Source organism: Microbacterium sp. NPDC078428, assembly GCF_044542535.1.
In the GTDB taxonomy this organism is placed as follows: domain Bacteria; phylum Actinomycetota; class Actinomycetes; order Actinomycetales; family Microbacteriaceae; genus Microbacterium; species Microbacterium limosum.
Window position 1 is genome coordinate 757,757 of record NZ_JBITUP010000001.1, and the last position, 26,148, is coordinate 783,904.

Annotated in this window: 29 protein-coding genes; 21 read left to right on the forward strand and 8 right to left on the reverse strand. The window is 71.3% G+C overall.

The genetic code is table 11. The features are described 5' to 3' along the window. The 4 genes from crtI to idi are packed head-to-tail and all read right to left on the reverse strand — an operon-like array spanning position 1 to position 4,095. Complete coding sequence (crtI, locus tag ACIGCK_RS03565; protein ID WP_396663819.1) at positions 1 to 1,575, reverse strand: phytoene desaturase family protein; 1,575 nt, start codon at positions 1,573 to 1,575, stop codon at positions 1 to 3. Continuing rightward, positions 1,572 to 2,471, reverse strand: coding sequence for a phytoene/squalene synthase family protein (locus tag ACIGCK_RS03570; protein WP_396663821.1), 900 nt, complete (start codon positions 2,469 to 2,471; stop codon positions 1,572 to 1,574). Before ACIGCK_RS03570 ends, crtI begins: the two co-directional genes overlap by 4 nt. Then, a complete protein-coding gene (locus ACIGCK_RS03575) occupies positions 2,468 to 3,541 on the reverse strand; it encodes a polyprenyl synthetase family protein (RefSeq protein WP_396663823.1) in 1,074 nt (357 codons plus the stop codon). The genes ACIGCK_RS03570 and ACIGCK_RS03575 overlap by 4 nt, the downstream gene beginning before the upstream one ends. Next, positions 3,538 to 4,095 carry an isopentenyl-diphosphate Delta-isomerase gene (gene idi / locus ACIGCK_RS03580; RefSeq protein WP_330171409.1) on the reverse strand — a complete coding sequence of 186 codons (558 nt, stop codon included), beginning with the start codon at positions 4,093 to 4,095 and terminating at the stop codon, positions 3,538 to 3,540. The genes ACIGCK_RS03575 and idi overlap by 4 nt, the downstream gene beginning before the upstream one ends. Before the next feature lie 60 nt (positions 4,096 to 4,155). Between idi and ACIGCK_RS03585 the strand changes: the two genes are divergently transcribed. The 6 genes from ACIGCK_RS03585 to dapF all read left to right on the forward strand — a co-directional run bounded on the left by ACIGCK_RS03585 (position 4,156) and on the right by dapF (position 10,129). Then, complete coding sequence (locus ACIGCK_RS03585) at positions 4,156 to 4,632, forward strand: MarR family winged helix-turn-helix transcriptional regulator (protein ID WP_396663825.1); 477 nt, start codon at positions 4,156 to 4,158, stop codon at positions 4,630 to 4,632. A 281-nt stretch (positions 4,633 to 4,913) separates the two neighbouring features. After that, a complete protein-coding gene (gene recA / locus ACIGCK_RS03590; protein ID WP_330171411.1) occupies positions 4,914 to 5,963 on the forward strand; it encodes a recombinase RecA in 1,050 nt (349 codons plus the stop codon). After that, positions 5,963 to 6,676, forward strand: a complete 714-nt coding sequence (locus ACIGCK_RS03595) for a regulatory protein RecX (protein WP_396663827.1) — start codon at positions 5,963 to 5,965, stop codon at positions 6,674 to 6,676. Before recA ends, ACIGCK_RS03595 begins: the two co-directional genes overlap by 1 nt. 65 nt (positions 6,677 to 6,741) lie before the next feature. Next, on the forward strand, positions 6,742 to 8,289 hold the full coding sequence (gene miaB, locus ACIGCK_RS03600; RefSeq protein WP_330171413.1) for a tRNA (N6-isopentenyl adenosine(37)-C2)-methylthiotransferase MiaB: 1,548 nt from the start codon (positions 6,742 to 6,744) through the stop codon (positions 8,287 to 8,289). Next, positions 8,289 to 9,230 carry a tRNA (adenosine(37)-N6)-dimethylallyltransferase MiaA gene (gene miaA, locus ACIGCK_RS03605; RefSeq protein ID WP_396664013.1) on the forward strand — a complete coding sequence of 314 codons (942 nt, stop codon included), beginning with the start codon at positions 8,289 to 8,291 and terminating at the stop codon, positions 9,228 to 9,230. Before miaB ends, miaA begins: the two co-directional genes overlap by 1 nt. A 29-nt stretch (positions 9,231 to 9,259) precedes the next feature. Then, the gene (dapF, locus tag ACIGCK_RS03610) at positions 9,260 to 10,129 is read left to right on the forward strand and encodes a diaminopimelate epimerase (RefSeq protein ID WP_396663829.1); all 870 of its coding nucleotides are present in this window, start codon (positions 9,260 to 9,262) and stop codon (positions 10,127 to 10,129) included. A gap of 39 nt (positions 10,130 to 10,168) precedes the next feature. On the opposite strand, the gene ACIGCK_RS03615 is transcribed toward dapF, so the two are convergent. Continuing rightward, entirely contained in the window at positions 10,169 to 10,813 is a 645-nt protein-coding gene (locus ACIGCK_RS03615; protein WP_330171415.1) for a methyltransferase, read from the reverse strand. A 122-nt stretch (positions 10,814 to 10,935) separates the two neighbouring features. Between ACIGCK_RS03615 and hflX the strand changes: the two genes are divergently transcribed. Beyond that, entirely contained in the window at positions 10,936 to 12,456 is a 1,521-nt protein-coding gene (hflX, locus tag ACIGCK_RS03620) for a GTPase HflX (RefSeq protein WP_330171416.1), read from the forward strand. Positions 12,457 to 12,469: 13 nt separating this feature from the next. On the opposite strand, the gene ACIGCK_RS03625 is transcribed toward hflX, so the two are convergent. Continuing rightward, positions 12,470 to 14,392 carry a S9 family peptidase gene (locus ACIGCK_RS03625; RefSeq protein ID WP_396663831.1) on the reverse strand — a complete coding sequence of 641 codons (1,923 nt, stop codon included), beginning with the start codon at positions 14,390 to 14,392 and terminating at the stop codon, positions 12,470 to 12,472. Between the two features lie 41 nt (positions 14,393 to 14,433). Next, positions 14,434 to 15,138, reverse strand: a complete 705-nt coding sequence (gene lexA, locus ACIGCK_RS03630) for a transcriptional repressor LexA (protein ID WP_330171418.1) — start codon at positions 15,136 to 15,138, stop codon at positions 14,434 to 14,436. Positions 15,139 to 15,378: 240 nt separating this feature from the next. On the opposite strand from lexA, the gene ACIGCK_RS03635 reads away from it, so the two are divergent. The 6 genes from ACIGCK_RS03635 (at position 15,379) to ACIGCK_RS03660 (ending at position 19,746) form a co-directional block, all read left to right on the forward strand. Then, positions 15,379 to 15,756 (forward strand): LysM peptidoglycan-binding domain-containing protein, encoded by a 378-nt coding sequence (locus tag ACIGCK_RS03635; protein WP_330171419.1) that lies wholly within the window; start codon positions 15,379 to 15,381, stop codon positions 15,754 to 15,756. A 1-nt stretch (position 15,757) separates the two neighbouring features. Further along, on the forward strand, positions 15,758 to 16,852 hold the full coding sequence (locus tag ACIGCK_RS03640; protein ID WP_330171420.1) for a histidinol-phosphate transaminase: 1,095 nt from the start codon (positions 15,758 to 15,760) through the stop codon (positions 16,850 to 16,852). Further along, positions 16,849 to 17,451, forward strand: coding sequence for an imidazoleglycerol-phosphate dehydratase HisB (gene hisB, locus ACIGCK_RS03645; protein WP_396663834.1), 603 nt, complete (start codon positions 16,849 to 16,851; stop codon positions 17,449 to 17,451). Before ACIGCK_RS03640 ends, hisB begins: the two co-directional genes overlap by 4 nt. Further along, the gene (gene hisH, locus ACIGCK_RS03650; protein ID WP_330171422.1) at positions 17,448 to 18,131 is read left to right on the forward strand and encodes an imidazole glycerol phosphate synthase subunit HisH; all 684 of its coding nucleotides are present in this window, start codon (positions 17,448 to 17,450) and stop codon (positions 18,129 to 18,131) included. The genes hisB and hisH overlap by 4 nt, the downstream gene beginning before the upstream one ends. Positions 18,132 to 18,209: 78 nt before the next feature. Then, positions 18,210 to 18,956: a bifunctional 1-(5-phosphoribosyl)-5-((5-phosphoribosylamino)methylideneamino)imidazole-4-carboxamide isomerase/phosphoribosylanthranilate isomerase PriA gene (gene priA, locus ACIGCK_RS03655; RefSeq protein ID WP_330171423.1), complete on the forward strand. Its 747-nt coding sequence runs from the start codon at positions 18,210 to 18,212 to the stop codon at positions 18,954 to 18,956. Beyond that, complete coding sequence (locus ACIGCK_RS03660; protein ID WP_396663835.1) at positions 18,940 to 19,746, forward strand: SseB family protein; 807 nt, start codon at positions 18,940 to 18,942, stop codon at positions 19,744 to 19,746. Before priA ends, ACIGCK_RS03660 begins: the two co-directional genes overlap by 17 nt. 12 nt (positions 19,747 to 19,758) lie before the next feature. Here the strand turns inward: ACIGCK_RS03660 and ACIGCK_RS03665 are convergent, their stop codons facing one another. After that, positions 19,759 to 20,163, reverse strand: coding sequence for a DUF1844 domain-containing protein (locus tag ACIGCK_RS03665; RefSeq protein ID WP_330171425.1), 405 nt, complete (start codon positions 20,161 to 20,163; stop codon positions 19,759 to 19,761). Positions 20,164 to 20,440: 277 nt separating this feature from the next. Between ACIGCK_RS03665 and infC the strand changes: the two genes are divergently transcribed. The 8 genes from infC to ACIGCK_RS03705 all read left to right on the forward strand — a co-directional run bounded on the left by infC (position 20,441) and on the right by ACIGCK_RS03705 (position 26,147). Continuing rightward, the gene (gene infC / locus ACIGCK_RS03670; RefSeq protein WP_396664015.1) at positions 20,441 to 21,064 is read left to right on the forward strand and encodes a translation initiation factor IF-3; all 624 of its coding nucleotides are present in this window, start codon (positions 20,441 to 20,443) and stop codon (positions 21,062 to 21,064) included. Positions 21,065 to 21,111: 47 nt separating this feature from the next. Continuing rightward, a complete protein-coding gene (gene rpmI / locus ACIGCK_RS03675) occupies positions 21,112 to 21,306 on the forward strand; it encodes a 50S ribosomal protein L35 (RefSeq protein WP_330171426.1) in 195 nt (64 codons plus the stop codon). Positions 21,307 to 21,336: 30 nt separating this feature from the next. Further along, positions 21,337 to 21,720: a 50S ribosomal protein L20 gene (gene rplT / locus ACIGCK_RS03680; protein ID WP_330171427.1), complete on the forward strand. Its 384-nt coding sequence runs from the start codon at positions 21,337 to 21,339 to the stop codon at positions 21,718 to 21,720. A 133-nt stretch (positions 21,721 to 21,853) separates the two neighbouring features. Then, the gene (locus ACIGCK_RS03685) at positions 21,854 to 22,663 is read left to right on the forward strand and encodes a TrmH family RNA methyltransferase (RefSeq protein ID WP_396663838.1); all 810 of its coding nucleotides are present in this window, start codon (positions 21,854 to 21,856) and stop codon (positions 22,661 to 22,663) included. Between the two features lie 83 nt (positions 22,664 to 22,746). Further along, positions 22,747 to 23,538 carry an amino acid ABC transporter ATP-binding protein gene (locus ACIGCK_RS03690; RefSeq protein ID WP_396663839.1) on the forward strand — a complete coding sequence of 264 codons (792 nt, stop codon included), beginning with the start codon at positions 22,747 to 22,749 and terminating at the stop codon, positions 23,536 to 23,538. Positions 23,539 to 23,619: 81 nt separating this feature from the next. Further along, entirely contained in the window at positions 23,620 to 24,489 is an 870-nt protein-coding gene (locus tag ACIGCK_RS03695) for a glutamate ABC transporter substrate-binding protein (protein ID WP_330171430.1), read from the forward strand. Positions 24,490 to 24,567: 78 nt separating this feature from the next. Beyond that, positions 24,568 to 25,215: an amino acid ABC transporter permease gene (locus ACIGCK_RS03700; protein ID WP_396663841.1), complete on the forward strand. Its 648-nt coding sequence runs from the start codon at positions 24,568 to 24,570 to the stop codon at positions 25,213 to 25,215. Continuing rightward, positions 25,212 to 26,147 (forward strand): amino acid ABC transporter permease, encoded by a 936-nt coding sequence (locus ACIGCK_RS03705; protein WP_396663842.1) that lies wholly within the window; start codon positions 25,212 to 25,214, stop codon positions 26,145 to 26,147. The genes ACIGCK_RS03700 and ACIGCK_RS03705 overlap by 4 nt, the downstream gene beginning before the upstream one ends. Position 26,148 lies beyond the last annotated feature (1 nt).

Genomic DNA, 26,148 nt, shown 5'->3' on the forward strand with positions numbered 1-26,148 from the left:
CTATCCCCGCTCCGTCGCGGGCGCGGGCGCGGGCTCCGGCAGGCGCGCCGCGGACACGTCCCCCGACAGGCGCTTCGCCACGAGCTCGGCCGAGATGAGGCACATCGGCAGGCCGATGCCGGGGAGCACGTCGGCGCCGGCGTAGTAGAGCCCGGAGACCTTGCGCGAGGCGTTCTTCGGGCGGAACAGGGCGCTCTGCGCGAGCGTGTGCGAGAGGCCGAGCGCGTTGCCCCGCCACGTGCGGAGGTCGGCGGCGAAGTCGCCGGGGGCGATCGTGCGACGCACGACGATGCGCTCGGCCAGGTCGTGCGCGCCGCTCCAGGCCGCGATCTGCGCGATCATGCGATCGGCCGCGCGCTCGACGGCGGGGTCGCCCGCCCCGTCGACGCCGCCACGCCCGATCCGGGCGTCGGCGGGCATCGGGACGAGCACGAAGAGGTTCTCGTGCCCCTCGGGGGCGACGGTGGAGTCGGTGGCGCTCGGGCGGCACACGTACACGGAGGCCGGGTCGGGCACCCGGGGGCTGTCGGAGAAGATCGCACCGAAGTTGCCGCGCCAATCATCGGCGAACAGGAGCGTGTGGTGCGCGAGCTCGGGCAGCTCGCCGCGCACGCCGAGGAGGATCAGGAGCGCGCCGGGGCTCGGGGTGCGTCTTCTCCACCATCGCTCGGGATAGGTCTGCAGGGCTTCGGGGAGCAGCGCGGTCTCGGTGTGGTGCAGGTCGCCCGCGCCGACCACGACGTCCGCCTCGTGCACCGAGGCGGTGCCCGCGGCATCCCGCACCCGCACCCCCGTCGCCACGGCGCCCTCGGTCTCTATCGCGACGACCTCGGCCCCCGTGCGGATGACGACGCCGCGCTCGCGGGCCAGGGCGGCGATGCGCTCGATGAGCACGGTGAAGCCCCCCTGCGGATACAGCACGCGATCGCCGAGGTCGAGGTGGCTCATGAGGTGGTAGAGGCTCGGCACCTCGAACGGCGAGCCGCCGAGGAAGACGGCGGGATACCCCAGCAGGCGCTGCAGCCGGGGGTCGCGGAAGCGGCGACGGATGTGCGTGTGGAGCGGGCGCGTGAGCAGGCCCGCGAGCCGCGGAAGGCGTCGCAGCAGGTCGCGATGGGTCAACCCCCGCAGGTTCTCATACGGGTCGTAGAGGAATCGGGAGACGGCGAGGTCGTAGGCGTCGCGGGCCGAGTCGAGGTAGGCGCGCAGGCGCCGCCCCGACCCCGGCTCGACGCTCTCGAAGAGGGATGCCGCGGCATCCGTGCCGCTGTGCACGTCGAGGCCGTCGGGGTCGCCCTCGGTGTACATGCGGTACGCGGGATCCAGGCGCACGAGATCGAGCTGCTCCGCCATGCTGGTGCCCAGGAGCCGGAAGTAGTGCTCGAACACCTCGGGCATGAGGAACCAGCTGGGGCCGGTGTCGAAGCGGAAGCCCTCGTGCTGCCACGAGCCCGCCCGCCCTCCGACCTCGTCACGGGCCTCGAAGACGGTGACCTCGTCGCCGCGGTGCGCCAGCAGCGCCGCCGTCGCGAGTCCCGCGACGCCGCCGCCGATGACGGCCACGCGGCGGGTCACGACCGGCCTCCCGCCATGCGCGCCGGTGCCATGCCGAGACCGGCTCGGGCGAACAGCGCGACCTTCACGGCATCCGGCACGCGCACGCGTCCGTCCTCGGGACGGGCCCTGCGCAGCCGCGCGCTCAGCTCCGCGAACAGATCGTGCGCCGCCGTCACGGCGCGCCTGCAGTCGGGCGGGAGGAGCGGGATGACGTCGGCCGCGGCATCCAGATCGGAGTCGATGCGATCCAGCACGGCGGCACGGCCCGCGGCGCCCCGGATGCCGAGGTAGTCGCGACCGAGGTCGCCGCGGTCGGCGCCCTCGTCGCGCAGGAAGTTCACGTCCTGGAAGGCGGCTCCCAGGCGCCGGGCGCCCGTGACGAGCCGTTGCGGCGCGGGGCCCGGCCGGGGGGAGTCGGCGTTGACGAAGGCCTGCAGGCACATCAGGCCCACCACCTCCGCGGATCCGTAGACGTAGGCCTCGTGGGAGTCGGCATCGTGGGTCCTCACCTCGAGGTCCGTGCGCATGGACGCGAAGAAGGGGCGCACGAGCTCCTCGCCGATCGCGCAGGCGCGCGCCGTGCGGGCGAAGGCGTGGACGACGAGGTTCGAGCTGAAGCCCGAGGCGATGGCCGCGAGCGTCTGCTCCTCGAGGGCGTCGAGCTCCCGGCGCTCCTGCTCGGGATCGAGGCCGGCGTCGCGGGCCGGCCCGTCGACGACCTCGTCGGCGATGCGCACGAGCGCGTACACGGCGCGCACGTGGCCGCGCACCCGGGGTCCGAGCAGGCGGCTCGCGAGCCCGAACGAGGTGGAGTAGCGGGCGATGACCGTCTCGGCGGCGGCCGCCGCCGTGCGGTCGTACAGGTCCAGTCCGGTACGGCCCGTGCGGGAGCGGGACGGTGTCGGGGTGTTCACGGGACGCGGGCCTCCACGGCATCGGCGAGGGCGCCGAGAAGATCACGGGCGGGAAGGGGGAGCTCCGCGTCGCGCAGCACGGCGCGGGCGTCGGAGAGGGACTGCTGGACGAGCTGCTCGAGGGCCGCGCGCGCACCGCTGGCGTCCAGGGCCGACTGGGCGCGCCGGACCGCGATGGGACCCGTGTGCGCCTCCGCGAGGGCCGTCCGCACGTCGGGCCACGCGGTCGTCGCCCGAGCGAGCGCGATGAGAGCGGTCTGCTTCGCCTCGCGCAGGTCGGCGCCCTCCGGCTTCCCGGCCTGCTCGGACGTGCCGAACGCTCCGATGAGATCGTCCACCAGCTGGAACGCGAGGCCCAGCCGGCTGCCGTAGCGGGCGAGGTCGGACTCGGTGCTCTCGTCGGCGCCCGCGAGCACCGCGCCAGCTCGCAGCGGCGCCGCGAACGAGTAGACCGCGGTCTTGTCGTGGGTCGCGGCGAGGATGGCGGCCGCCTCGGGCGCGTCCTCGCGGAGCGAGTTCGCGATGTCGGCGAGCTCGCCGGCCGCCGAGACGAGAACCGCCTCGTCGAGCAGGTTCAGCAGGCGCTCCCTCGCCCCCTCCGGCGTGGGGGCGAGGGCGATCAGCCGCTGGGACTCGTGCAGGAGCAGGTCTCCCGCGAGCAGGCCGGCGGCGTCGCCGAGCAGCGCCGAGCCCGCGGCATCCGCGCCGTGGTCCTCGGCATAGGCGCGGAACTCGCCCGAGACGTTCGGGACGCCGCGGCGGAGCGTGTCGTGATCGAGGATGTCGTCGTGCATGAGGAACGCCGCGTGCAGCAGCTCGAACGAGGCGGCGACGGGGTAGAGCGCGGGGGCGTCGGCCTCGACGCCGCCGAGCGCGTCGAAGGTCGCCACGACGAGGGTCGGCCGGAAGCGCTTGCCGCCCTTCGTGGCGCGGCGCATCGCGGCGCCGAGGTCGGCGAAGGCGCCCCCGAAAGGCTGCATGCGCCGCTCGATGCGGGCCACGGCGAGGTCGACCGCGCCGTCGACCTCCGCACGACGCGAGCCGAGGAAGGAGGGTGAGAGGGGGGTCATGATGCGCGTCGCCCCGCGAGCGCGGGAGGGGAGCGGAAGAGCTCGAGCTGCTGGGCCTGCAGCACCAGCCACGGGCTGAAGGCCCACGGGGTGGCCCGCAGCGACGCGGCGAGATCGCCCGGATCCACCCACGTGGCGTCGAGCACCTCGCGGGGATCGGGTCGGAGCTCGTCCCGCGTGCGGGCGGTGTACACGGGGCAGATCTCGTGCTCCACGATGCCGCCGGCATCCGTCGCGCGATAGCGGAAAAGCGGCAGTGCGAGCTCGATGTCCTCGACGGAGATGCCCAGCTCCTGCTCGGCGCGGCGCCGCACCGCGTGGAGGAGGGGCTCCGCCGGGCGGGGGTGCCCGCAGAAGGAATTGGTCCACACGCCGGGCCATGCCCGCTTCTCCAACGCTCGGCGCGTGACGAGGATCCGTCCCGCGTCGTCCTGGACGTGGCACGAGAATGCGAGGTGCAGCGCCGTGTCCGTTCCGTGCACACTGGACTTCGGAGCGGTGCCGATCTCGTTGCCTTCGTCGTCGAGAAGGACGACCAGTTCGAGGTCCGCCATGGTGTCCGCTCCATCCCGTTTGCTAGTTTAGCTAGCTAATTCGTGTTGCCGATGATACACATGAGGGCAGGGGGTGTCCACGCGACCGTGAGAGAGCGCGACGAGAGCATTCTCGCGGTCCTGCGCGCCCTCCGGGGGCTGGGCGACGCGCTCGATCGGATGCACGGAGCCATGGGCGAGGGCATGGACATGAACCAGACCGACCTCCGCGCGCTGCGGATGATGGTCGAGCGGGAGTCGCGCGGGGAGATCGTGAGCCCGCACGACCTCGCACGGCACCTGCGCATCTCGACCGCGTCGACGTCGAAGCTGCTGGACAGGCTCGAGCTCGCCGGCCACGTCGAGCGCCGGCCGCACCCGAGCGACGGCCGGGCGCGCATCGTCGTCCTGACGGAGCACTCCCGGCGAACCTTCTTCACGCACTTCGGCGAGCACCTGGAGACGATGGGACGCATCGCGCGTGAGTACAGCAAGCCGGAGCTGGCGACGATCGCGAAATTCCTCCGCGACATGGCCGGGGCGCTCGATCCGCGCTGAGCGCGATCGCACCCACGGCCGCTCCGGCCGCGGATTCGATGTCCGCGCGCGACACGCGGCGCAATCCTCGAAGATATGTCCGGTCGGGCGTACGCTCCTTCACATGGGATAGGAGAGGGTGCTCTCCCCGGTGCATCCCGCGTCCGTCGGCAATGTCGGAGGCCGGATCTAGCGTGGGGAACCCACTCACCCAACGCCTTGTCGAACGGCGGCGGATCGCTCGATCCGCGGGCGACGACAGCCTGCAGGCGACCGGAATGCGAGATCAGAAGGAGCACCCCATGCCCACACCCGCCGACCGCGAGAAGGCCCTCGAATCGGCCCTCGCTCAGATCGACCGGCAGTTCGGGAAGGGCTCGGTCATGCGGCTGGGCAGCGACGATCGGGCACCCGTGGAGGTCATCCAGACCGGCTCCATCGCCCTGGACGTCGCGCTCGGCGTGGGCGGCCTGCCCCGAGGGCGCATCATCGAGATCTACGGTCCGGAGTCGTCGGGCAAGACGACCCTGACGCTGCACGCCATCGCCAATGCGCAGCGTGCCGGCGGCATCGCCGCGTTCATCGACGCCGAGCACGCGCTCGACCCGGAGTACGCACGCAAGCTCGGCGTCGACATCGACCAGCTGCTGGTCTCCCAGCCCGATACCGGTGAGCAGGCGCTCGAGATCGCCGACATGCTCATCCGCTCGGGCTCGATCGACCTCATCGTGATCGACTCCGTGGCCGCCCTCGTGCCGCGGGCCGAGATCGAGGGCGAGATGGGCGACTCCCACGTGGGTCTGCAGGCGCGACTGATGTCGCAGGCGCTGCGCAAGCTCACCGGTGGGCTCAACCAGACCGGCACCACGATGATCTTCATCAACCAGCTCCGCGAGAAGATCGGCGTGTTCTTCGGCTCCCCCGAGACCACGGCCGGCGGTAAGGCGCTCAAGTTCTACGCGTCCGTCCGCCTCGACATCCGTCGCATCGAGACGCTGAAGGACGGATCGGATGCCGTGGGCAACCGCACGCGCGTCAAGGTCGTCAAGAACAAGATGGCCCCGCCGTTCAAGCAGGCCGAGTTCGACATCCTCTACGGCACCGGTATCTCGCGCGAGGGCAGCCTCATCGACTTCGGCGTAGAGCACGCGATCGTGAAGAAGTCGGGCGCCTGGTACACGTACGACGGCGAGCAGCTCGGGCAGGGCAAGGAGAACGCGCGCAACTTCCTGCTCAAGAACACCGACGTCGCCGCCGACATCGAGCAGAAGATCAAGCAGAAGCTCGGCATCGGCGTGCCCAAGGCGCTCGCCCCCGTCGACGCCGACGTGCCGGTCAAGCGCCCGGCCTGATGGCGGTCCGCTTCTCCGACGGGGGCGGGGAGAGTCTCGCCCCCGTCGTCCCGCTCTTCCCCCGCGCCGTTCGCCCCTCGGGGGAGGAGCCCGGGCGCCCCGGGTCCGGGAGCACGGCGTGGCACGAGGAGGAGGGCGACCCCGACGCGCATGCGGCGCCAGTGACCCCGGCATGGCCGGCCTGGAACGCCGTGTCGGATGAAGAGACGCCGGTACCCGCCGCCGAGCGGATCGATGCGGCCGAGCAGCTGCTGCTGAAGAGGCTGCGCGGGCGTCAGCTCTCCGTCGAGGAGGCGCGCTCGCTCCTGACGGAGCGCGAGCTCGACGCCGACGAGGCGGAGGGGATCGTCGGCGACTTCGAGCGCCGGGGCTATCTCGACGATGCACGACTGGCCGACCAGCTCGTGCACGGGGCCCTCTCCCGCAAGGCCCAGGGTGCGCGCGCGATCGCGCAGGCGCTGACCGCTCGGGGCATCTCCCGTGAGGTGGTCGATGCCGTGATGGCAGACCTGCCCGACGACGAGGCCGAGCGAGCGCTCGAGTTCGCGCGGCAGAAGGTCCGCGCCATGCGCTCGCTCGAACGCGACGCCGCACTGAGACGGCTGCACGGGCAGCTCGCCCGGCGCGGCTTCGGAGGACCGGTCGCGATGACGGCGGCGCGCACCGCCCTCGACGAGGCGGGCATCGGAGCGTCGGGCCCCCGATTCCGCTGAGCCGGCCCGTCGCCGACGACCGCCCCGCACCGGCAGGCGGCACACGCTCGTAGAATCGATGGATCATGTCCTCTCCCTCCTCCGCCCCGACGCTCATCGCGCCCTCGCCCGCCGCGCACGCCCCCGATGGAGCGGTGCGCACGTACGAGGTGCGTACGTTCGGGTGCCAGATGAACGTCCACGACTCTGAGCGCCTCTCCGGCTCGCTCGAGAGCGCGGGGTACGTGCGCGCCGAGGCGGGAACCGACGCCGACGTCGTGATCATCAACACGTGCGCCGTGCGCGACAACGCCGCCGGCAAGCTCTACGGCACGCTTGGCCACCTCAAGTCGCGCAAGGACAAGCGCGAAGGCATGCAGATCGCGGTCGGCGGATGCCTCGCGCAGATGGACAAGCAGACGGTGCTCGAGAAGGCGCCGTGGGTCGACGTCGTCTTCGGCACGCACAACATGGGGTCGCTGCCGAACCTCCTCGAGCGCGCGCGCCACAACGACGAGGCGCAGCTCGAGATCCTCGAGTCCCTCGAGGTCTTCCCCTCGACCCTTCCCACCAAGCGCGACGCGGTGCACAGCGGGTGGGTGTCGATCTCCGTCGGGTGCAACAACACCTGCACGTTCTGCATCGTGCCGAGCCTGCGCGGCAAGGAGCGCGACAGACGGCCCGGCGACATCCTCAGCGAGATCAAGCTCCTCGTCGACGACGGCGCGATCGAGGTGACGTTGCTCGGCCAGAACGTCAACTCCTACGGCGTGGAGTTCGGCGACCGCCACGCCTTCGGCAAGCTACTGCGCGCCGCGGGCGAGATCGACGGCCTCGAGCGCATCCGCTTCACGAGCCCCCATCCGGCGGCGTTCACCGACGACGTCATCGACGCGATGGCGGAGACCCCCGCGGTCATGCCGCAGCTGCACATGCCGCTCCAGTCCGGCAGCGACCGCGTGCTGAGGGCGATGCGCCGCTCGTACCGCAGCGAGCGATTCCTCGGCATCCTCGACCGCGTGCGCTCGAAGATCCCGCACGCGGCGATCTCCACCGACATCATCGTCGGCTTCCCCGGAGAGAGCGACGAGGACTTCGAAGACACCCTGCGCGTCGTGGAGAAGGCGCGTTTCGCCAGCGCGTTCACGTTCCAGTACTCCATCCGCGAGGGCACCCCCGCGGCGACGATGCCGGATCAGGTTCCGAAGGCCGTCGTCCAGGAGCGCTACGAGCGACTCGTGGCGCTGCAGGAGCGCATCAGCCTGGAGGAGAACGCCGCGCAGGTCGGCCGTGAGGTGCAGGTGCTGGTCTCCACCGGAGAGGGCAAGAAGGATGCCGCGACCCACCGCCTGACGGGCCGCGCCGAAGACAGCCGACTCGTGCACTTCGAGGTGCCGCCGGGATCCGAGACGCCGCGTCCCGGCGACGTCGTGACGGCGATCGTCACGCACGCGGCCCCGTTCCACCTCCTGGCCGACTCCCCGGACGCCGCGCCGCTGCGCATCCGCCGCACGCGCGCGGGGGACGCCTGGGACCGCTCGCAGAGCGAGTCGTGCGCGGTGCCCGCGCCCTCGGCATCCGGCGCCCCGCGTGCCGTCTCGCTCGGTCTGCCCGCCCTGCGTCCCCGCGCGTGATCGCACATCCCGCCGCCGCACCCTCACTCTGGGCCGTCGTCGGGGCCACCGGCACGGGCAAGAGCGAGCTCTCGCTCGATCTCGCCGAGGCGTTCGCCGCCCGGGGCGAGGCGGCGGAGATCGTCAACGCCGACGCGATGCAGCTCTACCGCGGGATGGACATCGGCACGGCGAAGCTCCCGGTGCACGAGCGGCGCGGCATCCCGCATCATCTTCTCGACGTGCTGGAGGTGAGCGAGGACGCCGCGGTCGCGGCGTATCAGGCAGCGGCCCGGGAGGCGATCTCGGGCATCCTCTCGCGCGGGGCGCACGCGATACTCGTCGGCGGCTCGGGGCTGTACGTCTCCAGCGTGCTGTTCGACTTCTCGTTCCCGCCGCGCGACGAGCGGCGGCGCGGCGAGCTCGAGGCCGAACTCGCTGAGCGCGGCCCCGGCCCCCTGTTCGCCCGACTGCGGGAGCTCGACCCGGCCACGGCGGCGCGGATCGACGCGCGCAACGGCCGGAGGATCGTGCGTGCGCTCGAGGTTCTCGCCCAGGGCGCCCGGACGCACGGCGCCGCGCTTCCCGAGCAGCCGCGCGCGTGGCGGCCGGCGAGGATCGTGGGCCTGCACGAGGAGCGGGCGACCCTCGTCCAGCGGTTGGACGCGCGGGTCGAGCGGATGTGGGAGCAGGGGCTGCCCGCCGAGGTGGACGCACTCCGCGCCGCCGGCCTCGAACGGGGAACGACGGCTCGGCGGGCGATTGGCTACGCGCAGGCCCTCGCCCAGCGGGAGGGCGAGCTGACGGAGGCCGAGGCGATCGCCCAGACGCAGGCCCTCACCCGCAGATACGCTCGTCGGCAGGTGTCGTGGTTCCGCCGCTACGAGGCGGTGCGGTGGATGCCCGCGGGCGGCGCCGATGCGGCATCCCTGGTCGCCGCGGGCTCATCCGGGGGCGGATGACGGCGGCCGCGCCGAACTAGGCTGGGAGCATGCCCACCATCGCGTTCACGAAGGGTCACGGGACGGGGAACGACTTCGTCATCGTCGCCGACCCCGACGGCCAGCTGGACTTCTCCGACGCCCAGGTCGCCGCGCTGTGCGACCGCCGCTTCGGCATCGGGGCCGACGGGATGCTGCGCGTGGTGCGATCGGCCGCGCTCGCGGAGGGGGCGGATGCCGCGGCATCCGGCGCCGAGTGGTTCATGGACTACCGCAACGCCGACGGCTCCGCGGCCGAGATGTGCGGCAACGGCATCCGCGTCTACGCGCGCTACCTCGCCGACGCGGGCCTCGCGGTGATCGACGGCGAAGGCACCCTCATCGGCACGCGCGCGGGAACCAAGCTCGTCACGCGCGTCGAGTCCGGTTTCGAGGTCGATCTCGGCACGTGGACCGTGGACGAGGACGGACCGCTGGTCCGGGCGCGCGGGCTGGTCGTCGCCCGCCCCGGGCTCGGCATCGACGTCGGGAATCCTCACGTGATCGTGGCGCTGCCGGGCGACGACGAGCTCGACGGGCTCGATCTGTCGTGGCGGCCGGTGCTCGACCCGGAGCCCCCGGCCGGCGCGAACGTGGAGTTTGCGGTACCCGCCGACCCGCTCGTGCAGGCGGGCGTCGGCGTCATCCGGATGCGGGTGTTCGAGCGGGGCGTCGGCGAAACCCTGAGCTGCGGGACCGGCGTCGCCGCCGCGGCGCTCGCCGTGCGTCACTGGGCGGGGGCCGGTGCGCCCGACGTGTGGCGCGTCACGGTCCCGGGCGGCGAGCTGGGCGTGCGGATCCAGGCGCACGACGGGGGCGCGCACGTGCTGCTGTCGGGCCCCGCGACGCTGGTGTACTCGGGGGAGGTCGCCCTCGCCTGACGGCCGGGGCGGTTCGCCCGCCGGAGCGAGGGCGGGTGGTCAGCCGACGATGTCCACCGGCGCGGTGGGCGGGGTGCCGTGCCGGCGCACCTTCAGCACCCGGTAGCCACGACCCGTCGCGGCTCGGTGCACGCTGAAGCCCTTCTCGAACGTCGCGGCGAGCCAGCGCTGCAGCGAATCCGATCCGAGGTTCCGCTGCACCACGAGCCATGCGTCGCTGCGTTCGTCCAGCCGGGGTATCCACCGCTCGAGCAGTCCGTGCAGTTCGTTCTTGCCGACCCGGATGGGCGGGTTCGAGCGGATGGAGCGGAAGCGCACGTCGTCGGGAACATCCTCGGGCAGCCGGGCGTTGACATTGTCGAGGCCCAACTCGGCGGCGTTGCGTCGGACGAGATCCAGGGCCCTCTCGTTCACGTCCACGGCCCAGATCGTCGCGTGCGGCGACTGCAGGGCGAGGGTCAGCGCCACGGGGCCCCAGCCGCAGCCGAGGTCCAGGAGATTCCCGCCGGGAGGGGCGGGGGGAGTGTTGGCCAGCAGCACGGCGGTCCCGGCATCCAGGCGGTCGGGACTGAAGACCCCGCCGGCGGTGGTCACCTCCCTCTCTCGACCATGGAGGGGAACACGGATGCGACGGAGCTTCTCGGCGCTGGCGGGGGACGCAGAGAAGTAGTGGTCGCTCGCCATGGGAGCGAGCGTAGCGGGTCTGCCGCCCGACGCGGGAGACTAGAGTGCACAGACGCCGCGGAGGGGCACTGCCCCGCGGCGACGACGAGTGCGCGGCACGGCCGCGCACCGAGAGGATATAGATGACGGACAACACCCCACAGACCCCCGAGACCCCGGAGCTCGCCGACGACGCCGTCGCGCGTGTGCTGGCACGCGCCGACGCGCGCGCGGGGGTGCGGGTCTTCGGCGGCGCGCAGGCGCTGCAGGGTACCCGGACCACCGATCGAGGCGGCGACGACGGCGACCAGTGGGACCTCGAGGACCGGCAGGCGCTGCGCCGCGTCCCGGGTCTTTCCACGGAGCTCGAGGACGTCACCGAGGTCGAGTACCGGCAGCTGCGCCTGGAGAACGTCGTTCTGGCGGGGGTCTATCCGCAGGGCGAGCAGGAGGATGCCGAGAACTCGCTTCGCGAGCTCGCGGCGCTGTGCGAGACCGCGGGGGCGATCGTCCTCGACGGCGTGCTGCAGCGGCGACCGCATCCGGACCCCGCGACGTACCTCGGCCGGGGCAAGGCCGAGGAGCTGCGCGACCTCGTCGCGGCGGTCGGCGCCGACACGATCGTCGTGGACACGGAGCTCGCGCCGAGCCAGCGCCGCGCCCTCGAGGACGTGGCGAAGGTGAAGGTCATCGACCGCACGACCGTCATCCTCGACATCTTCAGCCAGCACGCCAAGAGCCGGGAGGGCAAGGCGCAGGTCGAGCTCGCGCAGCTCGAGTACCTCCTCCCGCGTCTGCGCGGATGGGGTGAGTCCATGAGCCGTCAGGCCGGTGGCCAGGTCGGTGCAGGCGGCGCGGGCATGGGCTCGCGCGGTCCCGGTGAGACGAAGATCGAGCTCGATCGGCGCCGCATCCGCACCCGCATGGCTCAGCTGCGTCGTCAGATCCGCGACTTCGCGCCGGCGCGCGATGCCAAGCGGGCCGAGCGCAAGCGCAACACGATCCCGTCCGTCGCGATCGCCGGATACACCAACGCGGGCAAGTCGAGTCTTCTCAACCGCCTCACCCGCGCGGGAGTGCTCGTCGAGAACGCGCTCTTCGCGACGCTGGATGCGACCGTACGCCGCTCGGAGACGGCCGATGGCCGTGTCTACACGCTCACCGACACCGTCGGCTTCGTGCGGAACCTGCCTCATCAGCTCGTGGAGGCGTTCCGTTCGACGCTCGAGGAGGTCGCCGGATCCGACGTCATCCTCCACGTCGTCGACGCGGCGCATCCCGACCCCGCCGGCCAGCTTGCGACGGTGCGGGACGTCATGGGGGATGTCGGGGCCCGCGGCATCCGCGAGATCGTCGTCTTCAACAAGGCCGATCTTCTCGACGACGACGAGCGCCTCGTGCTGCGGGGCCTGGAGCCGGGGGCCCACTTCGTCTCCTCCCGCACGGGCGAGGGCATCCCCGAGCTGCGGGCCGCGGTGGAGGAGGCGCTGCCGCTGCCCGCCGTCGAGGTGCACGCGCTCGTGCCGTACGACCGCGGTGATCTCGTGTCTGCGGCGCACGACTCCGGGCTGATCGTGTCGGAGCGTCATGAAGAGGGCGGCACCGCGCTGCACGCGCACGTCTCGGCACGCCTGGCGGTGGAGTTCGCCCCGTTCCTGCGGTGACCCGCGCCGCCGCTCAGTGCAGCGGGAGCGTCGGGACGCCGGGCGTTTCGAACCCGAAGACCTGACCGAGGAAGCTCAGTTCGCTCTCGAGCGCCGTCACGATCGTCTCGGCGCGACGGAAGCCGTGGGACTCGCCCTCGAACACCACGAGGGCGTGCGGGATGCCGCGGGCGGCCAGCGCGTCGCGCACGGCTTCGGACTGCGCCGGCGGCACGACGGGGTCGTCCGCGCCCTGCAGCAGCAGGACCGGTGCCGTGAGCCGATCCGTGCGGCTCAGCGGGGAGCGTTCGATGTAGACGCTCTCGGCCTCGGGCAGGGGGCCCACGAGCCCGTCGAGGTAGCGCGCCTCGAAGTCATGCGTATCGGCGGCGAGGGCGCGCAGGTCCGCGACGCCGTAGCGGCTGATGCCGGCTGAGAACGCGTCGCTGGTCGTCAGCGCCGACAACACGGTCCATCCGCCGGCGGATCCGCCCTTGATCGCGAGGCGATCGGGGTCGGCGAGACCGGCCTCGGCCAGCCCGCGCGCCGCGGCGACGACGTCGTCCACGTCGACGACGCCCCACTGACCGAGCAGCCGCTCACGATAGGCGCGCCCGTAGCCGCTCGACCCGCCGTAGTTCACGTCGAGGACGCCGATGCCACGGCTCGTGAAGTACGCGACGGCGGGGGATGCCTCGCCCGCGACGTGCGCGGTCGGTCCGCCGTGCACGGTGACGACATAGGGCGGCCGCTCGTCCTCCGGGGCGGCGACGCCGGGGTTGGTGGGCGGATAGACGAAGGCGTGCACGGGGCCGTGCGGACCCTCGACGGTGAGCTCCCGTGCCCGCGGGTACCAGGCCGGGTCGCGCCCGAGGTCGCCGCCGCGCACCCGCACGGGGGCCGATGCGCCTGCGGAGGCGTCGACGAGCCAGAGGCCGGCGGGGACCTCCGCGCCGGCCCCGGTGACGAGGAGCCGGTCGCCGTCGGCGTCGCGCACGAGAATCTGTGCGCTGAGCGGCGTCGCGAGGGGGCGGGCGCCCTCGTCGTCGATGACGATGAGCTCGTCGCGACCCTGCGTGCGGGCGGCCACGATACGACCCGGGCCCGTCGGTGTGAACCACCGTGCCCCGAGGTTCCAGAGCGGGCCGCCGGTGTCGGCGTCGCCGTGCGTCAGCACGGTCGCCTCTCCCGAGCCCACATCGTGCCGGACGAGCTGCCAGCGGCCGGAGGAGTCGGTGGTGTAGAGGAGCGTGTCGTCGTCGATCCATGCCGGCTGCAGGACGGATTCGCCGGGGCCGCCCGCGAGGACGCGCTCCGTGCCGCCCTCGGCGACGACGAGGGTCGTGGCGTCCCACGGCATGGACGGGTGGGACCACGCGATGAAGGCCAGGCGGTCGCCCCGTGGCGACAACGCGGGCGCGGCGAAGAAGTCGTGCCCCGCCGCGAGGACCACCAGGCGGCCGGAGTCCTCCGCCGCGGAACCGTCGAGCGGGACCTCCATGATCGCGCGCTCCGGCACGCGGGCCTCGCCGTGCCGCTCGCTCACGGCGAGCAGACGGCCGCCCGCGATGGTCAGGTCGGCGAAGCGCAGGCCGTCACCCGCGGGGGTCAGCGCACGGGGGGCCGCTCCGGCGCCGGGGGACAGCCGGTATATCCGCTGGTCGGAATGCTCGACGAAGACGAGGTCGTCGCCGAGCGCCGCCCACGCGCCGCCGCCGTACTCGTGCACCCGGGATCGCGCGCTCCAGGGCGCGGGAAGCACCACTTCCGGTTCATCGCCCGGCCTGGTTCCCGGCACGCTCAGGATCGCCGTCCGGCCGCGCTCGGCCGGCAGCGATTCGCTCCACCAGATGCGATCGGCGACGAAGCGGGCGCCGTCGATGCGCGGCGCACCGCGGGTGACCTCGTGGGCATCCAACGGCGAGGGCCAGGACCCGAAGGGCAGTGTCGTGGTCATTCCTTCAGGCTACGCGTGCCCGGTGCGCCGGCCCCGGGGGGTCAGACCGCACGGAGCACCGCGACGACCTTGCCGAGCACGCTCGCGTGGTCACCGAGGATCGGCTCGAAAGCGGAGTTGCGGGGCAGCAGCCACGTGTGGCCGTCGCGGCGGCGGAACGTCTTGACGGTGGCCTCGTCGTCGAGCATCGCCGCGACGATATCGCCGTTCTCGGCATCCGCCTGGGAGCGCACGACGACCCAGTCGCCGTCGCAGATCGCGGCGTCGATCATGGAATCGCCGCTGACCTTGAGCATGAAGAGGTCGCCCTTGCCCACGAGCTGACGGGGGAGCGGGAAGATCTCCTCGACCTGCTGATCGGCGGTGATCGGGACGCCGGCGGCGATGCGTCCTACGAGGGGGACGAGCGCGGCATCCCCCAGCGACGGGGCCACGTCGGCGGGATTCTCGCCGCTGAGGCCCGGAAGATCGATCAGCACCTCGATGGCGCGCGTCTTCCCGGAGTCGCGGCGGAGGTAGCCCGACAGCTCCAACTGGTTGAGCTGGTGCGTGACGCTCGAGAGTGAGCGCAGGCCGACGGCGTCGCCGATCTCGCGCATGCTGGGTGGATATCCCTGCCGCTGGATGGCGCGCTGGATGACCTCGAGGATCGCGATCTGCTTGTCGCTCAGGCTCTTGCGGCGCCGGGTGCGGCGCCGTTCCGGGCTGTCCTCGCCGAGCTCCGCGTCGGGCTGGTCGGTGGTCATCGGGCTCTCCTTCATGCCGCGCGGCTCCAATGTCGGTGGCCCCTGGTGGACTGTGCGCACATCGGCCGCCACGGTCGAAAGGTTATCCGACAGCGATGGCGGATCGGCACATTCGTTCGAGCGTGTCGACCGATCATCCCCACACATGTTCGAAGGGGGTGTTGACGAATGAGTGTATTCGAAGATAGATTCGGAACACAGATTCGCACCCGCACCGCTCGCCGTACGAAGGAGGAGCCCATGACGACAGCGACCATCACCACCGGGTCCCTGGGCGCACCGACGATGGGCGTCGCGCCGCGCACGCGACTGCGTCTGACCGACCGCGGCCGCCGAGTCGTGGCGGGCCTCCTGGCGGGTCCCGTCGCCGCGGCGATCCTGTTCGGCTCGCTCGCCGCGGGCGAGGCGCTGGCGTCGCGTGAGACGACAGCGTCGGCGGGCTCCTTCGAGACGGTCACGGTCGAGCCGGGCCAGTCGCTCTGGGCCATCGCGGCCGACGTGGCGCCGAGCGCCGATCCCCGCGACGTGGTCGACGAGATCGTCCGCCTCAACGCGCTGGAGTCCTCCACCGTGCGAGCCGGCCAGCAGATCGCGATCCCGACCTCGTACGCGCCGTAGCATGGGAGGGGTGAGTCCCCGCCTCGACGACCTGCCCCTCAGAGACGACCTCCGCGGAAAGACGCCGTACGGCGCACCGCAGGAGAGCGTTCCCGTCGCGCTGAACGTCAATGAGAACACCCATCCCGTTCCGCAGGAGGTCGCGGACGACATCCTCGACTCGGTCGCCGTCGCCCTCCGCGAGGTGAACCGCTATCCCGACCGGGAATTCGTCGAGCTGCGCGAGGCCTTCGCCGACTATCTCGGCCACGGCCTCGTGCGAGACCAGCTGTGGGCGGCGAACGGCTCCAATGAGGTGCTGCAGCACGTCATGCAGGCCTTCGGCGGGCCGGGACGCACCGTCTTCGGGTTCGCCCCCACGTACTCGATGTACCCCCTGCTGGCCTCGGCGACGGGGGCGACGTGGGTCGCGGGGGAGCGCGCCCACGACTTCACGCTCACCCCGCAGTCGGCCGCCGAGCAGGTGGCCGAGGCCGATCCCGACATCGTGCTGCTCTGTTCCCCGAATAACCCGACGGGGACGCCCCTGCCGATCGACGTCATCGACGCCGTCTACGAGGCCTCACGAGGCGTCGTGATCGTCGATGAGGCCTACTGGGAGTTCGCGCCTCGCGATCAGCGGTCCGCCCTCACGCTGCTGCACGAGCGACCGCGGTTGGCGGTCTCGCGCACGATGAGCAAGGCCTTCGCGTTCGCGGGCGCCCGTGTGGGATACCTCGCCGCCGACCCCGTGTTCATCGACGCCCTGCGGCTCGTCCGCCTGCCGTACCACCTCAGCTCGCTGACGCAGGCCGCGGCGCTCGGCGCGCTGCGGCACGCCGACACGATGCTCGCGATGGTCGACGACATCGTGGCGCAGCGCGACCGCATCGGGGCGACGCTCTCGGCGCTCGGATACGAGCCCTACGAGTCCTGGTCCAACTTCGTGCTGTTCGGTGGCGTCGCCGACCCCCAGGCCACATGGCGTGCGCTGCTCGAGCGGGGGGTGCTGATCCGCGACGTGGGCCTGCCGGGAACGCTGCGCGTGAGCGCGGGCACGGAGGAGGAGACCACGAGCTTTCTCGACTCCCTCGCCTCGCTAGGATCGCAGTCATGAGCACGCGCACGGCGACCCGCACCCGTCGCACCAGCGAATCGACGGTCGAACTCGAACTCGACCTCGACGGGACCGGGCGCAGCCGCATCGACACCTCCGTCCCGTTCTTCGACCACATGCTGACGGCGTTCGCCAAGCACTCGCTGACCGATCTCACGGTGCGGGCATCGGGCGACACCGATATCGACGCCCACCACACGGTCGAGGACATCTCGATCGTGCTCGGCCAGGCGATCCGCGACGCGCTCGGGGACAAGTCGGGCATCTCGCGGTACGGCGACGCGCTCGTGCCGCTCGACGAGGCGCTCGCGCAGGCCGTCGTCGACATCTCGGGCCGGCCTTACCTCGTGCACACGGGAGAGCCCGCGGGCTTCGAGCACCACCTCATCGGGGGGCACTTCACGGGCTCGCTCGTCAGGCACACCTTCGAGGCGATCACCTTCAACGCCGGCCTCACGGTGCACGTCCGCGTGCTCGGGGGCCGCGACCCGCACCACATCGCCGAGGCCGAGTACAAGGCCTTCGCTCGTGCGTTCCGGCAGGCGAAGGCCCTCGATCCCCTCGTCGAGGGCATTCCCAGCACCAAGGGTGCTCTGTGACCGAGGCCGAGGCATCCGGGCCCGAGCCTTCGTCCCCGCGCCCTCTCGTCGCGGTGCTCGACTACGGGTCGGGCAATGTCCACTCCGCGGTGAAGGCCCTCGAGGCGGCGGGTGCCGACACGCGCCTCACCGACGACCCCGGACTCGTCCGCGACGCGGACGGGCTCGTCGTCCCCGGCGTCGGGGCGTTCCAGGCGGTGATGGCCGCCCTCCTCGAATCCGGCGGCGACCGCATGATCGAGCGCCGCCTCGCCGGCGGCCGGCCGGTCCTCGGCATCTGCGTGGGGATGCAGGTGATGTTCGAGCACGGCGTCGAACGAGGGGTGGACACCCCCGGCCTCGGCGAGTGGCCGGGCGCGGTCACCGAGCTCGACGCACCCGTCCTGCCCCACATCGGCTGGAACACCGTGCGCCCGGACGAGGGCTCGCGGCTCTTCGCCGGGCTCGAGCAGGAGCGGTTCTACTTCGTGCACTCCTACGGCGTGCAGAGGTGGACGCTCGAGGTCACCAAGCCGTTCCCGTCGCCCGCGCTGACGTGGACCGAGTACGGTGCCCCGTTCCTCGCGGCCGTTGAGAACGGGCCCCTCTCGGCCACGCAGTTCCACCCCGAGAAGTCCGGCGCCGCCGGCATCCGGCTGCTGCGGAATTGGATCGACGGGCTGCCGCTTACTAGGATCTAGGCTTCGTGCCCATCGGCTTCACTCCAGGGCCATCCCGACTCATCCGCCCATCGGGCAGCCGTCATCGCACGAGGATTCATGAACGACTTCAACGCCACACCCGAACTGGTTCTCCTGCCCGCCGTCGACGTCTCCGGGGGCAAGGCGGTGCGCCTGACCCAGGGCGAGGCCGGCACCGAGACGTTCCACGGGGATCCCGTGGACGCCGCGATGGACTTCGCCCGCCAGGGCGCCCAGTGGGTGCACCTGGTGGATCTCGACGCGGCCTTCGGGCGCGGCAGCAACGCCGCCGTGCTGCGCAAGGTGATCAAGCAGGTGCGGGGCGTGCAGGTCGAGCTCTCGGGCGGCATCCGGGACGACCGCACGCTGGAGGCCGCGCTCGACAGCGGCGCGGCGCGCATCAACCTCGGCACGGCGGCGCTCGAGAACCCCGAGTGGGCGGCGGATGTCATCGCGCGGTACGGCGAGGCCATCGCCGTCGGGCTCGACGTGCGGGGGACGACCCTCGCCGCGCGCGGATGGACGAAGGAGGGCGGCGACCTCTGGACGGTGCTCGATCGGCTCGAGGCCGCGGGCTGCAGCCGGTACGTCGTCACCGACGTGACGAAGGACGGCACGCTGCGCGGCCCGAACATCGAGCTGCTGCGGGAGATCACCTCCCGCACGCCGAAGCCCGTCATCGCCTCGGGCGGGGTCTCGAGCCTCGACGACATCGCCGCCCTGCGCGAGCTGGTTCCGCTCGGCGTCGAGGGCGCCATCGTGGGTCGGGCGCTCTACGCGGGTCAGTTCACGCTCGCCGAGGCGCTGGATGTCGCAGCCGGCTGACGGAGACTCGCCGTCCGGCGATGCGTGCCACACGCCGTCGGACTCGGCGGGCGTGCCCTGGGAGGGGCGCGCGTTCCGTGAGAACGCGCACTCCGACGATGACGGCAGCGCCCCGCTGGACTTCCTCGCTGCCATCGCCTCCTTCCGGGCGGGCGAGGCCGGGCCCGACGCCGTCGTCGACGCCCTCCGCGGTGTGCGGCTGCTCACGCCGCTCGTCGCCGAGCGCGGCGAGGAGGGGCTCTCGTCGCGGGGTCACGTCGTCGACAAGACACAGGAGCTCTCGATCGTCACGGTCGCCGCGCCGGATGGCCGCACCGTCATGCCCGTCTTCAGCAGCGTGACCGCGATGTCCTCGTGGGATGCCGGGGCGCGCCCCATCCCCACCCCCGCCGTGCGCGTCGCTCAGGCGGCCGTGGGCGAGGGCACAGACCTGATCGTCGTCGATCCCGGCTCGGAGACCGAGTTCGTCGTGCGGCGGCCCGCGGTGTGGGCGCTCGCGCGCGGCGAGGACTGGATGCCGCCGCACGCGTCGCCCGCGGTGCGTCAGGCGTTTCTCGAGTCCATCGCCTCGGAACTGGCCGCGATCGATGTGGAGCTCTCCGCGGGCGATCCGCAGGCGCACCTGCGCGGTCCCGAGACGATCGTGCGCCTGCGGCTGCTCGACGGTCTCGACCGCCGCGAGCTCGACGCGGTGCTCGGCCGTCTCGCGCAGCGGTGGGCGGCCGACGACCGGATCGCGACGCTCGTCGACTCGCTCACCGTCAAACTGGAGCGAGGCGCGGCATCCTGACCGCGCGTCCGCTCAGGTGACGGGGCCGGTGTACTTCTCGCCGGGGCCCTGACCGATCGGGTCGGGTACGAGCGACGCCTCTCGGAAGGCCAGCTGCACGCTGCGCAGGCCGTCGCGCAGCGAACGGGCGTGCATGTCGCTGATCTCGGGGGCGCCGGCGGTGATCAGGCCCGCGAGGGCGTTGATGAGCTTGCGCGCCTCGTCGAGGTCGGTCTGCGTCTGCGGGTCGTCGGCGAGGCCGACCTTGACGGCTGCGGCGCTCAGGAGGTGCACGGCGGTCGTGGTGATGACCTCGACGGCGGGCACGTCGGCGATGTCGCGGCCGGCGCTCTGCGACGCGGCGCGGTCCTGCTCCTCCCACCGGGAGTGTCGGGGATCGTCGTGGCGGTCGGGGGTGGGATCGGGAATCGTGGTCACGCGGAACTCTCTGCTAAGCTATGGCGGGCTCCGGGGCATCTGTCCCGGTTCGTAAAGAGGATTCGCATCCCACCCGCGTCGGCCGCTCCAGGCTACCGGGTCTCCACGCTCCGTCGGTCCCTCGCTCGCGAGGTCCGGCAGCCAGGGCGTGACACCGGCGGACAACGCACACGTGCGCCGGGTGGAGTGCGGCATCCCCTTCACCCGGATCCGATCCCTCGTGTCCGGGTGGCCCCGCACAGCACCGTGCGACCCACCTCACGACAAGGAGTTCCGCATCAGCGATCCCCGCACCAATGACCGCATCCGCGTCCCGGAGGTCCGACTCGTCGGCCCCGCGGGAGAGCAGATCGGTGTCGTCCGCATCGAGGTTGCGATGCGCCTGGCGCAAGAAGCCGACCTCGACCTGGTCGAGGTGGCTCCCAACTCGAAGCCACCCGTGGTCAAGATCATGGACTACGGGAAGTTCAAGTACGAGGCGGCGCAGAAGGCCAAGGAGGCCCGGCGCAATCAGGCGAACACGATCCTCAAGGAGGTTCGCTTCCGCCTGAAGATCGAGGCGCACGACTACATCACCAAGCTCAAGCGCGCCGAGGGCTTCCTCAAGGAGGGCGACAAGGTCAAGGCCATGATCCTCTTCCGTGGCCGCGAGCAGTCCCGTCCCGAGCAGGGCGTGCGGCTGCTGCGCAAGTTCGCGGAGGACGTCGCCGAGTTCGGCACGGTCGAGTCGAGCCCGACGATCGACGGCCGCAACATGACGATGGTGGTCGCGCCGCACAAGAACAAGTCCGAGGTCAAGACGGAGCAGAACGAGAAGCGGGCCGCCAACAAGCAGGCCGCGCGCGAAGCCCGCGGCGGCCGCCCGGACGATGCCGAGCAGTCCGAGACGGCCGCCGAGTAACCACCGACTCCCGCCCCGCGGGTGACCCACACAAGAAGGAAACGACAATGCCGAAGCAGAAGACCCACTCGGGCAGCAAGAAGCGCTTCAAGATCACCGGCAGCGGCAAGCTCAAGAAGCAGCAGGCCGGTATGCGCCACAACCTCGAGGGCAAGTCGAGCCGGCGTACGCGTCGCCTGAACCAGGACCAGGTCCTGTCCAAGGCCGACACCAAGGTCGCCAAGAAGCTTCTCGGCCGCTGAGCGCGCCGCACACGATAGGAAACCAGAGAAATGGCTAGAGTCAAGCGCGCCGTCAACGCGCACAAGAAGCGTCGCGTCATCCTCGAGCGCGCGTCCGGTTACCGTGGACAGCGCTCGCGCCTGTACCGCAAGGCGAAGGAGCAGGTCACCCACTCGCTCGTCTACGCGTACCGCGACCGCCGCAAGCGCAAGGGCGACTTCCGTCGCCTGTGGATCCAGCGCATCAATGCCGCGTCCCGCCAGAACGGCCTCACCTACAACCGCTTCATCCAGGGCCTCGGCCTCGCGGGCGTGCAGGTCGACCGTCGCATGCTCGCCGAGCTCGCCGTGAACGAGCCGGCCGTCTTCGCTTCGCTCGTGCAGACCGCCAAGGCGGCCCTGCCGGCCGACAACAACGCGGCGAAGTCGGCGTAAGCCGTCTCCCACGAAAGCCCCGGTCCTCCTCGAAGGGCCGGGGCTTTCCGCTGCTCCCGGCCCGTGCGCCCTCGGGCGGACCTATCGTCTGAGCGCCCTCTCCGGTTCGACGCGGGCCGCTAGACTGGATCCCGTGCTGGAGAATCCGCGGTCGCCGCGCGTGCGGGCCGTCGCCAAGCTCAGCAAGCGCAGCGCGCGAGTCGAGACGGGTCTGTTCCTGCTCGAGGGCCCTCAGGCCGTTCGCGAAGCGCTGGCCTATCGCCCCGAGGGGATCACCGATCTGTTCGCGACGCCCTCCGCGTGGGAGAAGCACGCCGATGTGCGCGAGGCCGCGCAGGCCGAGGGCGCCGCGGTGACCTTCACGACCGAGGGCGTGCTCGACGCGATGGCCGACACGGTCACGCCCCAGGGCCTCGTCGCGGTCGCGAGACAGTTCCCGGCATCGGTGCGCGACGTGTTCGCGGCATCCCCCCGCCTCGTCGCGATCTGCGAGGAGGTGCGCGATCCCGGCAACCTCGGCACGATCATCCGCGCCGCCGACGCCGCGGGAGCGGATGCCGTGGTGCTCACGGGCCGCACCGTCGATCCCTACAACCCCAAGGTCGTGCGCGCGACGACGGGCTCGCTGTTCCACCTGCCGATCTCGCTCGGCGGGGAGCTCGAGGGGGTGCTGACGCGGGCCCGCCAGGCGGGACTGCGCGTCGTCGCGGCCGATGTGAAGGGCGGCGACCTGCTCGAGGCCCGATCGAGCGGCCTTCTCGCGGAGCCGACGGCGTGGCTCTTCGGCAACGAGGCGCGCGGGCTCGACGACGACGCCCTCGCGCTCGCCGACGCGTCGCTGAAGCTGCCGATCTACGGTCGTGCCGAATCGCTCAACCTCGCAACGGCCGCGAGCGTGTGCCTGTACGAGAGCGCCTTCGCGCAGCGCTCGGCCCTGGCCTGACCCCTCCGCGCCCGGATTACGGTCCGGTAAAGGTCGTGTCACGCTGCCGGTCGTCGGCTGAACCTGAGCATAGGCTGACCGTCATGGTCGGTCAGAGCGATGTGCAGCCCCGGACGTCGAACATCTCCGCACGACGCGGGGAGCCGCTCGTCGTCGTTGAGCACGTTGACAAGCACTTCGGCGACCTGCACGTCCTCCGCGACATCAACACCGTCGTCAATCGAGGCGAGGTCGTCGTCGTCATCGGACCGTCGGGCAGCGGCAAGTCCACCCTCTGCCGCGCGATCAACCGCCTGGAGACCATCGACTCGGGGGTCATCACGATCGACGGCGCGAAGCTCCCCGAGGAGGGCTCGGGTCTGGCCAGGCTGCGCGCCGACGTCGGTATGGTCTTCCAGTCCTTCAACCTCTTCGCGCACAAGACGGTGCTGGAGAACGTCACCCTCGGACCGATCAAGGTGCGCGGGATGAAGAAGAAGGCGGCCGAGGAGAAGGCGATGGCCCTCCTGGACCGCGTGGGCGTGGCCAACCAGGCGAAGAAGATGCCCAATCAGCTCTCGGGCGGTCAGCAGCAGCGCGTCGCGATCGCGCGCTCCCTGGCGATGGATCCCAAGGTGATCCTCATGGACGAGCCGACGAGCGCGCTCGACCCCGAGATGATCAACGAGGTGCTCGATGTCATGGTCGGCCTCGCGGCCGACGGCATGACGATGATCGTCGTGACGCACGAGATGGGGTTCGCCCGCAAGGCGGCCGACCGGGTGCTGTTCATGGCCGACGGCGCGATCGTCGAGGAGGCCACGCCCGAGCGGTTCTTCACCCACCCGAAGAGCGAGCGCGCGAAGGATTTCCTCTCCAAGATCCTCGATCACTGAGAAGACTTGGCCGCCACAGCGGCCGGGACCCTACGAGATGGCCGCCACCCCGCGGCCCCCACAGCAAAGGACAGGTAGGACATGAAGCGATCAAGACTCTCCCTGATCGGCCTCGCGGCCGCGGGAGCACTGGCACTGACGGCGTGCGCGGGCGGCGCCGAGACGGGTGGCGAGACCACGGTCGAGCCCGAAGAGGCGCCCTCGTTCGAGGCCGGGACGACGATGGCCGAGCTCGCCGAGGCGGGCACCATCACGATCGGCACGAAGTTCGACCAGCCGCTGTTCGGTCTGATGGGCCCGTCGGGCGTGCCCGAGGGCTTCGACGTCGAGATCGGCAAGATCATCGCCGCCGAGCTCGGCATCGCGCCCGAGGACATCGACTGGGTCGAGACGGTCTCGGCCAACCGCGAGCCGTTCATCGAGAACGGCCAGGTCGACATCGTCATCGCGACCTACACGATCAACGACACCCGCAAGGAGGTCGTCTCGTTCGCCGGTCCGTACTACATGGCCGGCCAGTCGATCCTGACCCTCGCCGACAACGAGGACATCGAGAGCGAAGAGGACCTCGTCGGCCAGCCCGTGTGCTCGGTGACGGGTTCGACGCCCGCCGCCAACCTCGAGGCCCTCGGCGCCGAGGTGCTGCTCACCGACACCTACTCGAACTGCCTCGAGCCGCTGCGCAGCGGCGCCGTCGTCGCCGTCTCGACCGACAACGTGATCCTCGCGGGCCTCGCCGCCCAGAACGAGGGCGAGTTCAAGGTCGTCGGCGAGCCGTTCACCGACGAGCCCTACGGCATCGGCCTGGCGCTGGACGACACCGAGTTCCGCATGTGGATCAACGACGTGCTCGAGGCCTCGTACGAGGACGGCCGCTACGAGGACGCGTGGAACGCGACCGCCGGCACCATCCTGCCGTTCGTGGACCCGCCCACGCCCGACCGCTACTGAGCGACCCGGGATGCCTCGGGGCGGCCGATCACGTCGACCCGAGGCATCCCCGTCCTGTGCTTCAAGGAAGGAGGGGTAGTGGACCAGCTGATCTCGCTCGCTCCCGTGTTCTGGGAGGGCTTCAGGGTCACCCTGCTGCTGCTCGCCGTCTCGGGAGCGCTCGCGCTGGTGCTCGGCACCGTCATCGCCGCGATGCGCATCTCGCCCGTGGCCTCGCTGCGCATCTTCGCGTCGGTATGGACCGAGGTCGCGCGCAATACGCCGTTGACACTGGTCTTCTTCTTCTTCGCTTTCATCGTCCCGTTCCTGGGGCTCCGGCTTCCCTACGTCGTGCTCGCGATCTTCGCGCTGACCTACTACACCTCTCCGTTCGTGGCGGAGGCGCTGCGCTCGGGGATCAACGGCGTTCCCGTCGGCCAGGCCGAGGCCGCGCGCAGCATCGGCCTCGGTTTCGGCCAGAGCGTCTCGCTCGTCGTGCTGCCCCAGGCGTTCCGCATGACGATCCCGCCGCTGATCAACGTCTTCATCGCGCTGACCAAGAACACGTCCGTCGCCGGGGGATTCTTCGTGGCGGAGTTGTTCGCGTCCACCCGTGAGCTGACCAACGCCAACGGAAACATCGTCATCCCGATCCTGCTCGTCACGGCGGGGCTCTATCTCGTCGTCACCGTGCCACTCGGCCTGGTCGCCGGGGCCCTCGAACGAAAGCTGGTGGTGCGGCGATGAGCGGCTCGAGCGTACTCTTCGATGCGCCGGGTCCCCGGGCCCGCCGCATCTCGCTGATCCTCTCCCTCATCGGCCTCGTGCTGATCGCAGGGCTCGTCGCCTGGGTCGTGGTGATCCTCGCCGCTCCTCGCACCTCGGGCGGCATCGTCGTGCCCGGCATGTTCTCGCCGACGCGCTGGGACATCTTCACCGACCCGCAGGTGTGGAGCTTCATCGGCCAGGGTGTGCTGGGAACGCTGCGGGCCGCGGCGGTCGCCGCGGTCGGCGCGATCGTGCTCGGCATCGCCCTCTCGCTCATGCGCAGCTCCACGATCGCGTGGGTGCGCATCCCGACGGCCGTCTTCATCGAGTTCTTCCGCGGCATGCCCGTCCTGCTGATGATGCTGTTCATCCTGCTCGTCGCCTCGACGGGCGCCTTCTGGGCAGTGGTCATCGCCCTCATCCTCTACAACGGCACGCTGATCGGCGAGGCCCTGCGCGCGGGCCTGGCCGCGCTCCCGCGGGGACAGCGCGAAGCCGCGCTGTCGGTGGGCATGCGCGAGTTCCAGTCCAAGATCCTCGTGGAGTTTCCGCAGGCCTTCCGCCAGATGCTGCCGATCATCGTCGCTCAGCTCGTGGTTCTGCTCAAGGACACCTCGCTCGGGTACATCGTCGGCTATAACGAGCTGATCCGCACGACGATGAACAACCTGGCGTCGTTCTACGGCAACCGCTACCTGTTCTCGCTCTTCGTCGTGACGCTGGTCATCTACCTCGCGATCAACCTGTCGCTGTCGTGGTTCGCGCGCTGGCTCTCGCGCCGGACGGCGAGCGGCGGCACGCGCGCCAAGAAGGGCAGGGGCGGCGAAGACGTCGATCCCGACCAGGCGATCATGCTGGCGCAGGCGTCGGCGGCGGCGCGCACATCGGGGCGCACGGGCGGCGCTCTCTGAC

Coding starts and splice junctions, on each gene's coding strand:
- hflX (WP_330171416.1), top strand. CDS start 10,936: ATGACGGACAACACCCCACAGACCCCCGAGACCCCGGAGCTCGCCGAC.
- priA (WP_330171423.1), top strand. CDS start 18,210: ATGAACGACTTCAACGCCACACCCGAACTGGTTCTCCTGCCCGCCGTC.
- ACIGCK_RS03660 (WP_396663835.1), top strand. CDS start 18,940: ATGTCGCAGCCGGCTGACGGAGACTCGCCGTCCGGCGATGCGTGCCAC.
- rplT (WP_330171427.1), top strand. CDS start 21,337: ATGGCTAGAGTCAAGCGCGCCGTCAACGCGCACAAGAAGCGTCGCGTC.
- ACIGCK_RS03635 (WP_330171419.1), top strand. CDS start 15,379: ATGACGACAGCGACCATCACCACCGGGTCCCTGGGCGCACCGACGATG.
- ACIGCK_RS03695 (WP_330171430.1), top strand. CDS start 23,620: ATGAAGCGATCAAGACTCTCCCTGATCGGCCTCGCGGCCGCGGGAGCA.
- dapF (WP_396663829.1), top strand. CDS start 9,260: ATGCCCACCATCGCGTTCACGAAGGGTCACGGGACGGGGAACGACTTC.
- rpmI (WP_330171426.1), top strand. CDS start 21,112: ATGCCGAAGCAGAAGACCCACTCGGGCAGCAAGAAGCGCTTCAAGATC.
- ACIGCK_RS03625 (WP_396663831.1), bottom strand. CDS start 14,392: ATGACCACGACACTGCCCTTCGGGTCCTGGCCCTCGCCGTTGGATGCC.
- hisB (WP_396663834.1), top strand. CDS start 16,849: ATGAGCACGCGCACGGCGACCCGCACCCGTCGCACCAGCGAATCGACG.
- recA (WP_330171411.1), top strand. CDS start 4,914: ATGCCCACACCCGCCGACCGCGAGAAGGCCCTCGAATCGGCCCTCGCT.
- ACIGCK_RS03690 (WP_396663839.1), top strand. CDS start 22,747: ATGGTCGGTCAGAGCGATGTGCAGCCCCGGACGTCGAACATCTCCGCA.
- lexA (WP_330171418.1), bottom strand. CDS start 15,138: ATGACCACCGACCAGCCCGACGCGGAGCTCGGCGAGGACAGCCCGGAA.
- ACIGCK_RS03585 (WP_396663825.1), top strand. CDS start 4,156: ATGAGGGCAGGGGGTGTCCACGCGACCGTGAGAGAGCGCGACGAGAGC.
- ACIGCK_RS03640 (WP_330171420.1), top strand. CDS start 15,758: ATGGGAGGGGTGAGTCCCCGCCTCGACGACCTGCCCCTCAGAGACGAC.
- miaB (WP_330171413.1), top strand. CDS start 6,742: ATGTCCTCTCCCTCCTCCGCCCCGACGCTCATCGCGCCCTCGCCCGCC.
- ACIGCK_RS03615 (WP_330171415.1), bottom strand. CDS start 10,813: ATGGCGAGCGACCACTACTTCTCTGCGTCCCCCGCCAGCGCCGAGAAG.
- ACIGCK_RS03705 (WP_396663842.1), top strand. CDS start 25,212: ATGAGCGGCTCGAGCGTACTCTTCGATGCGCCGGGTCCCCGGGCCCGC.
- ACIGCK_RS03575 (WP_396663823.1), bottom strand. CDS start 3,541: ATGACCCCCCTCTCACCCTCCTTCCTCGGCTCGCGTCGTGCGGAGGTC.
- idi (WP_330171409.1), bottom strand. CDS start 4,095: ATGGCGGACCTCGAACTGGTCGTCCTTCTCGACGACGAAGGCAACGAG.
- ACIGCK_RS03595 (WP_396663827.1), top strand. CDS start 5,963: ATGGCGGTCCGCTTCTCCGACGGGGGCGGGGAGAGTCTCGCCCCCGTC.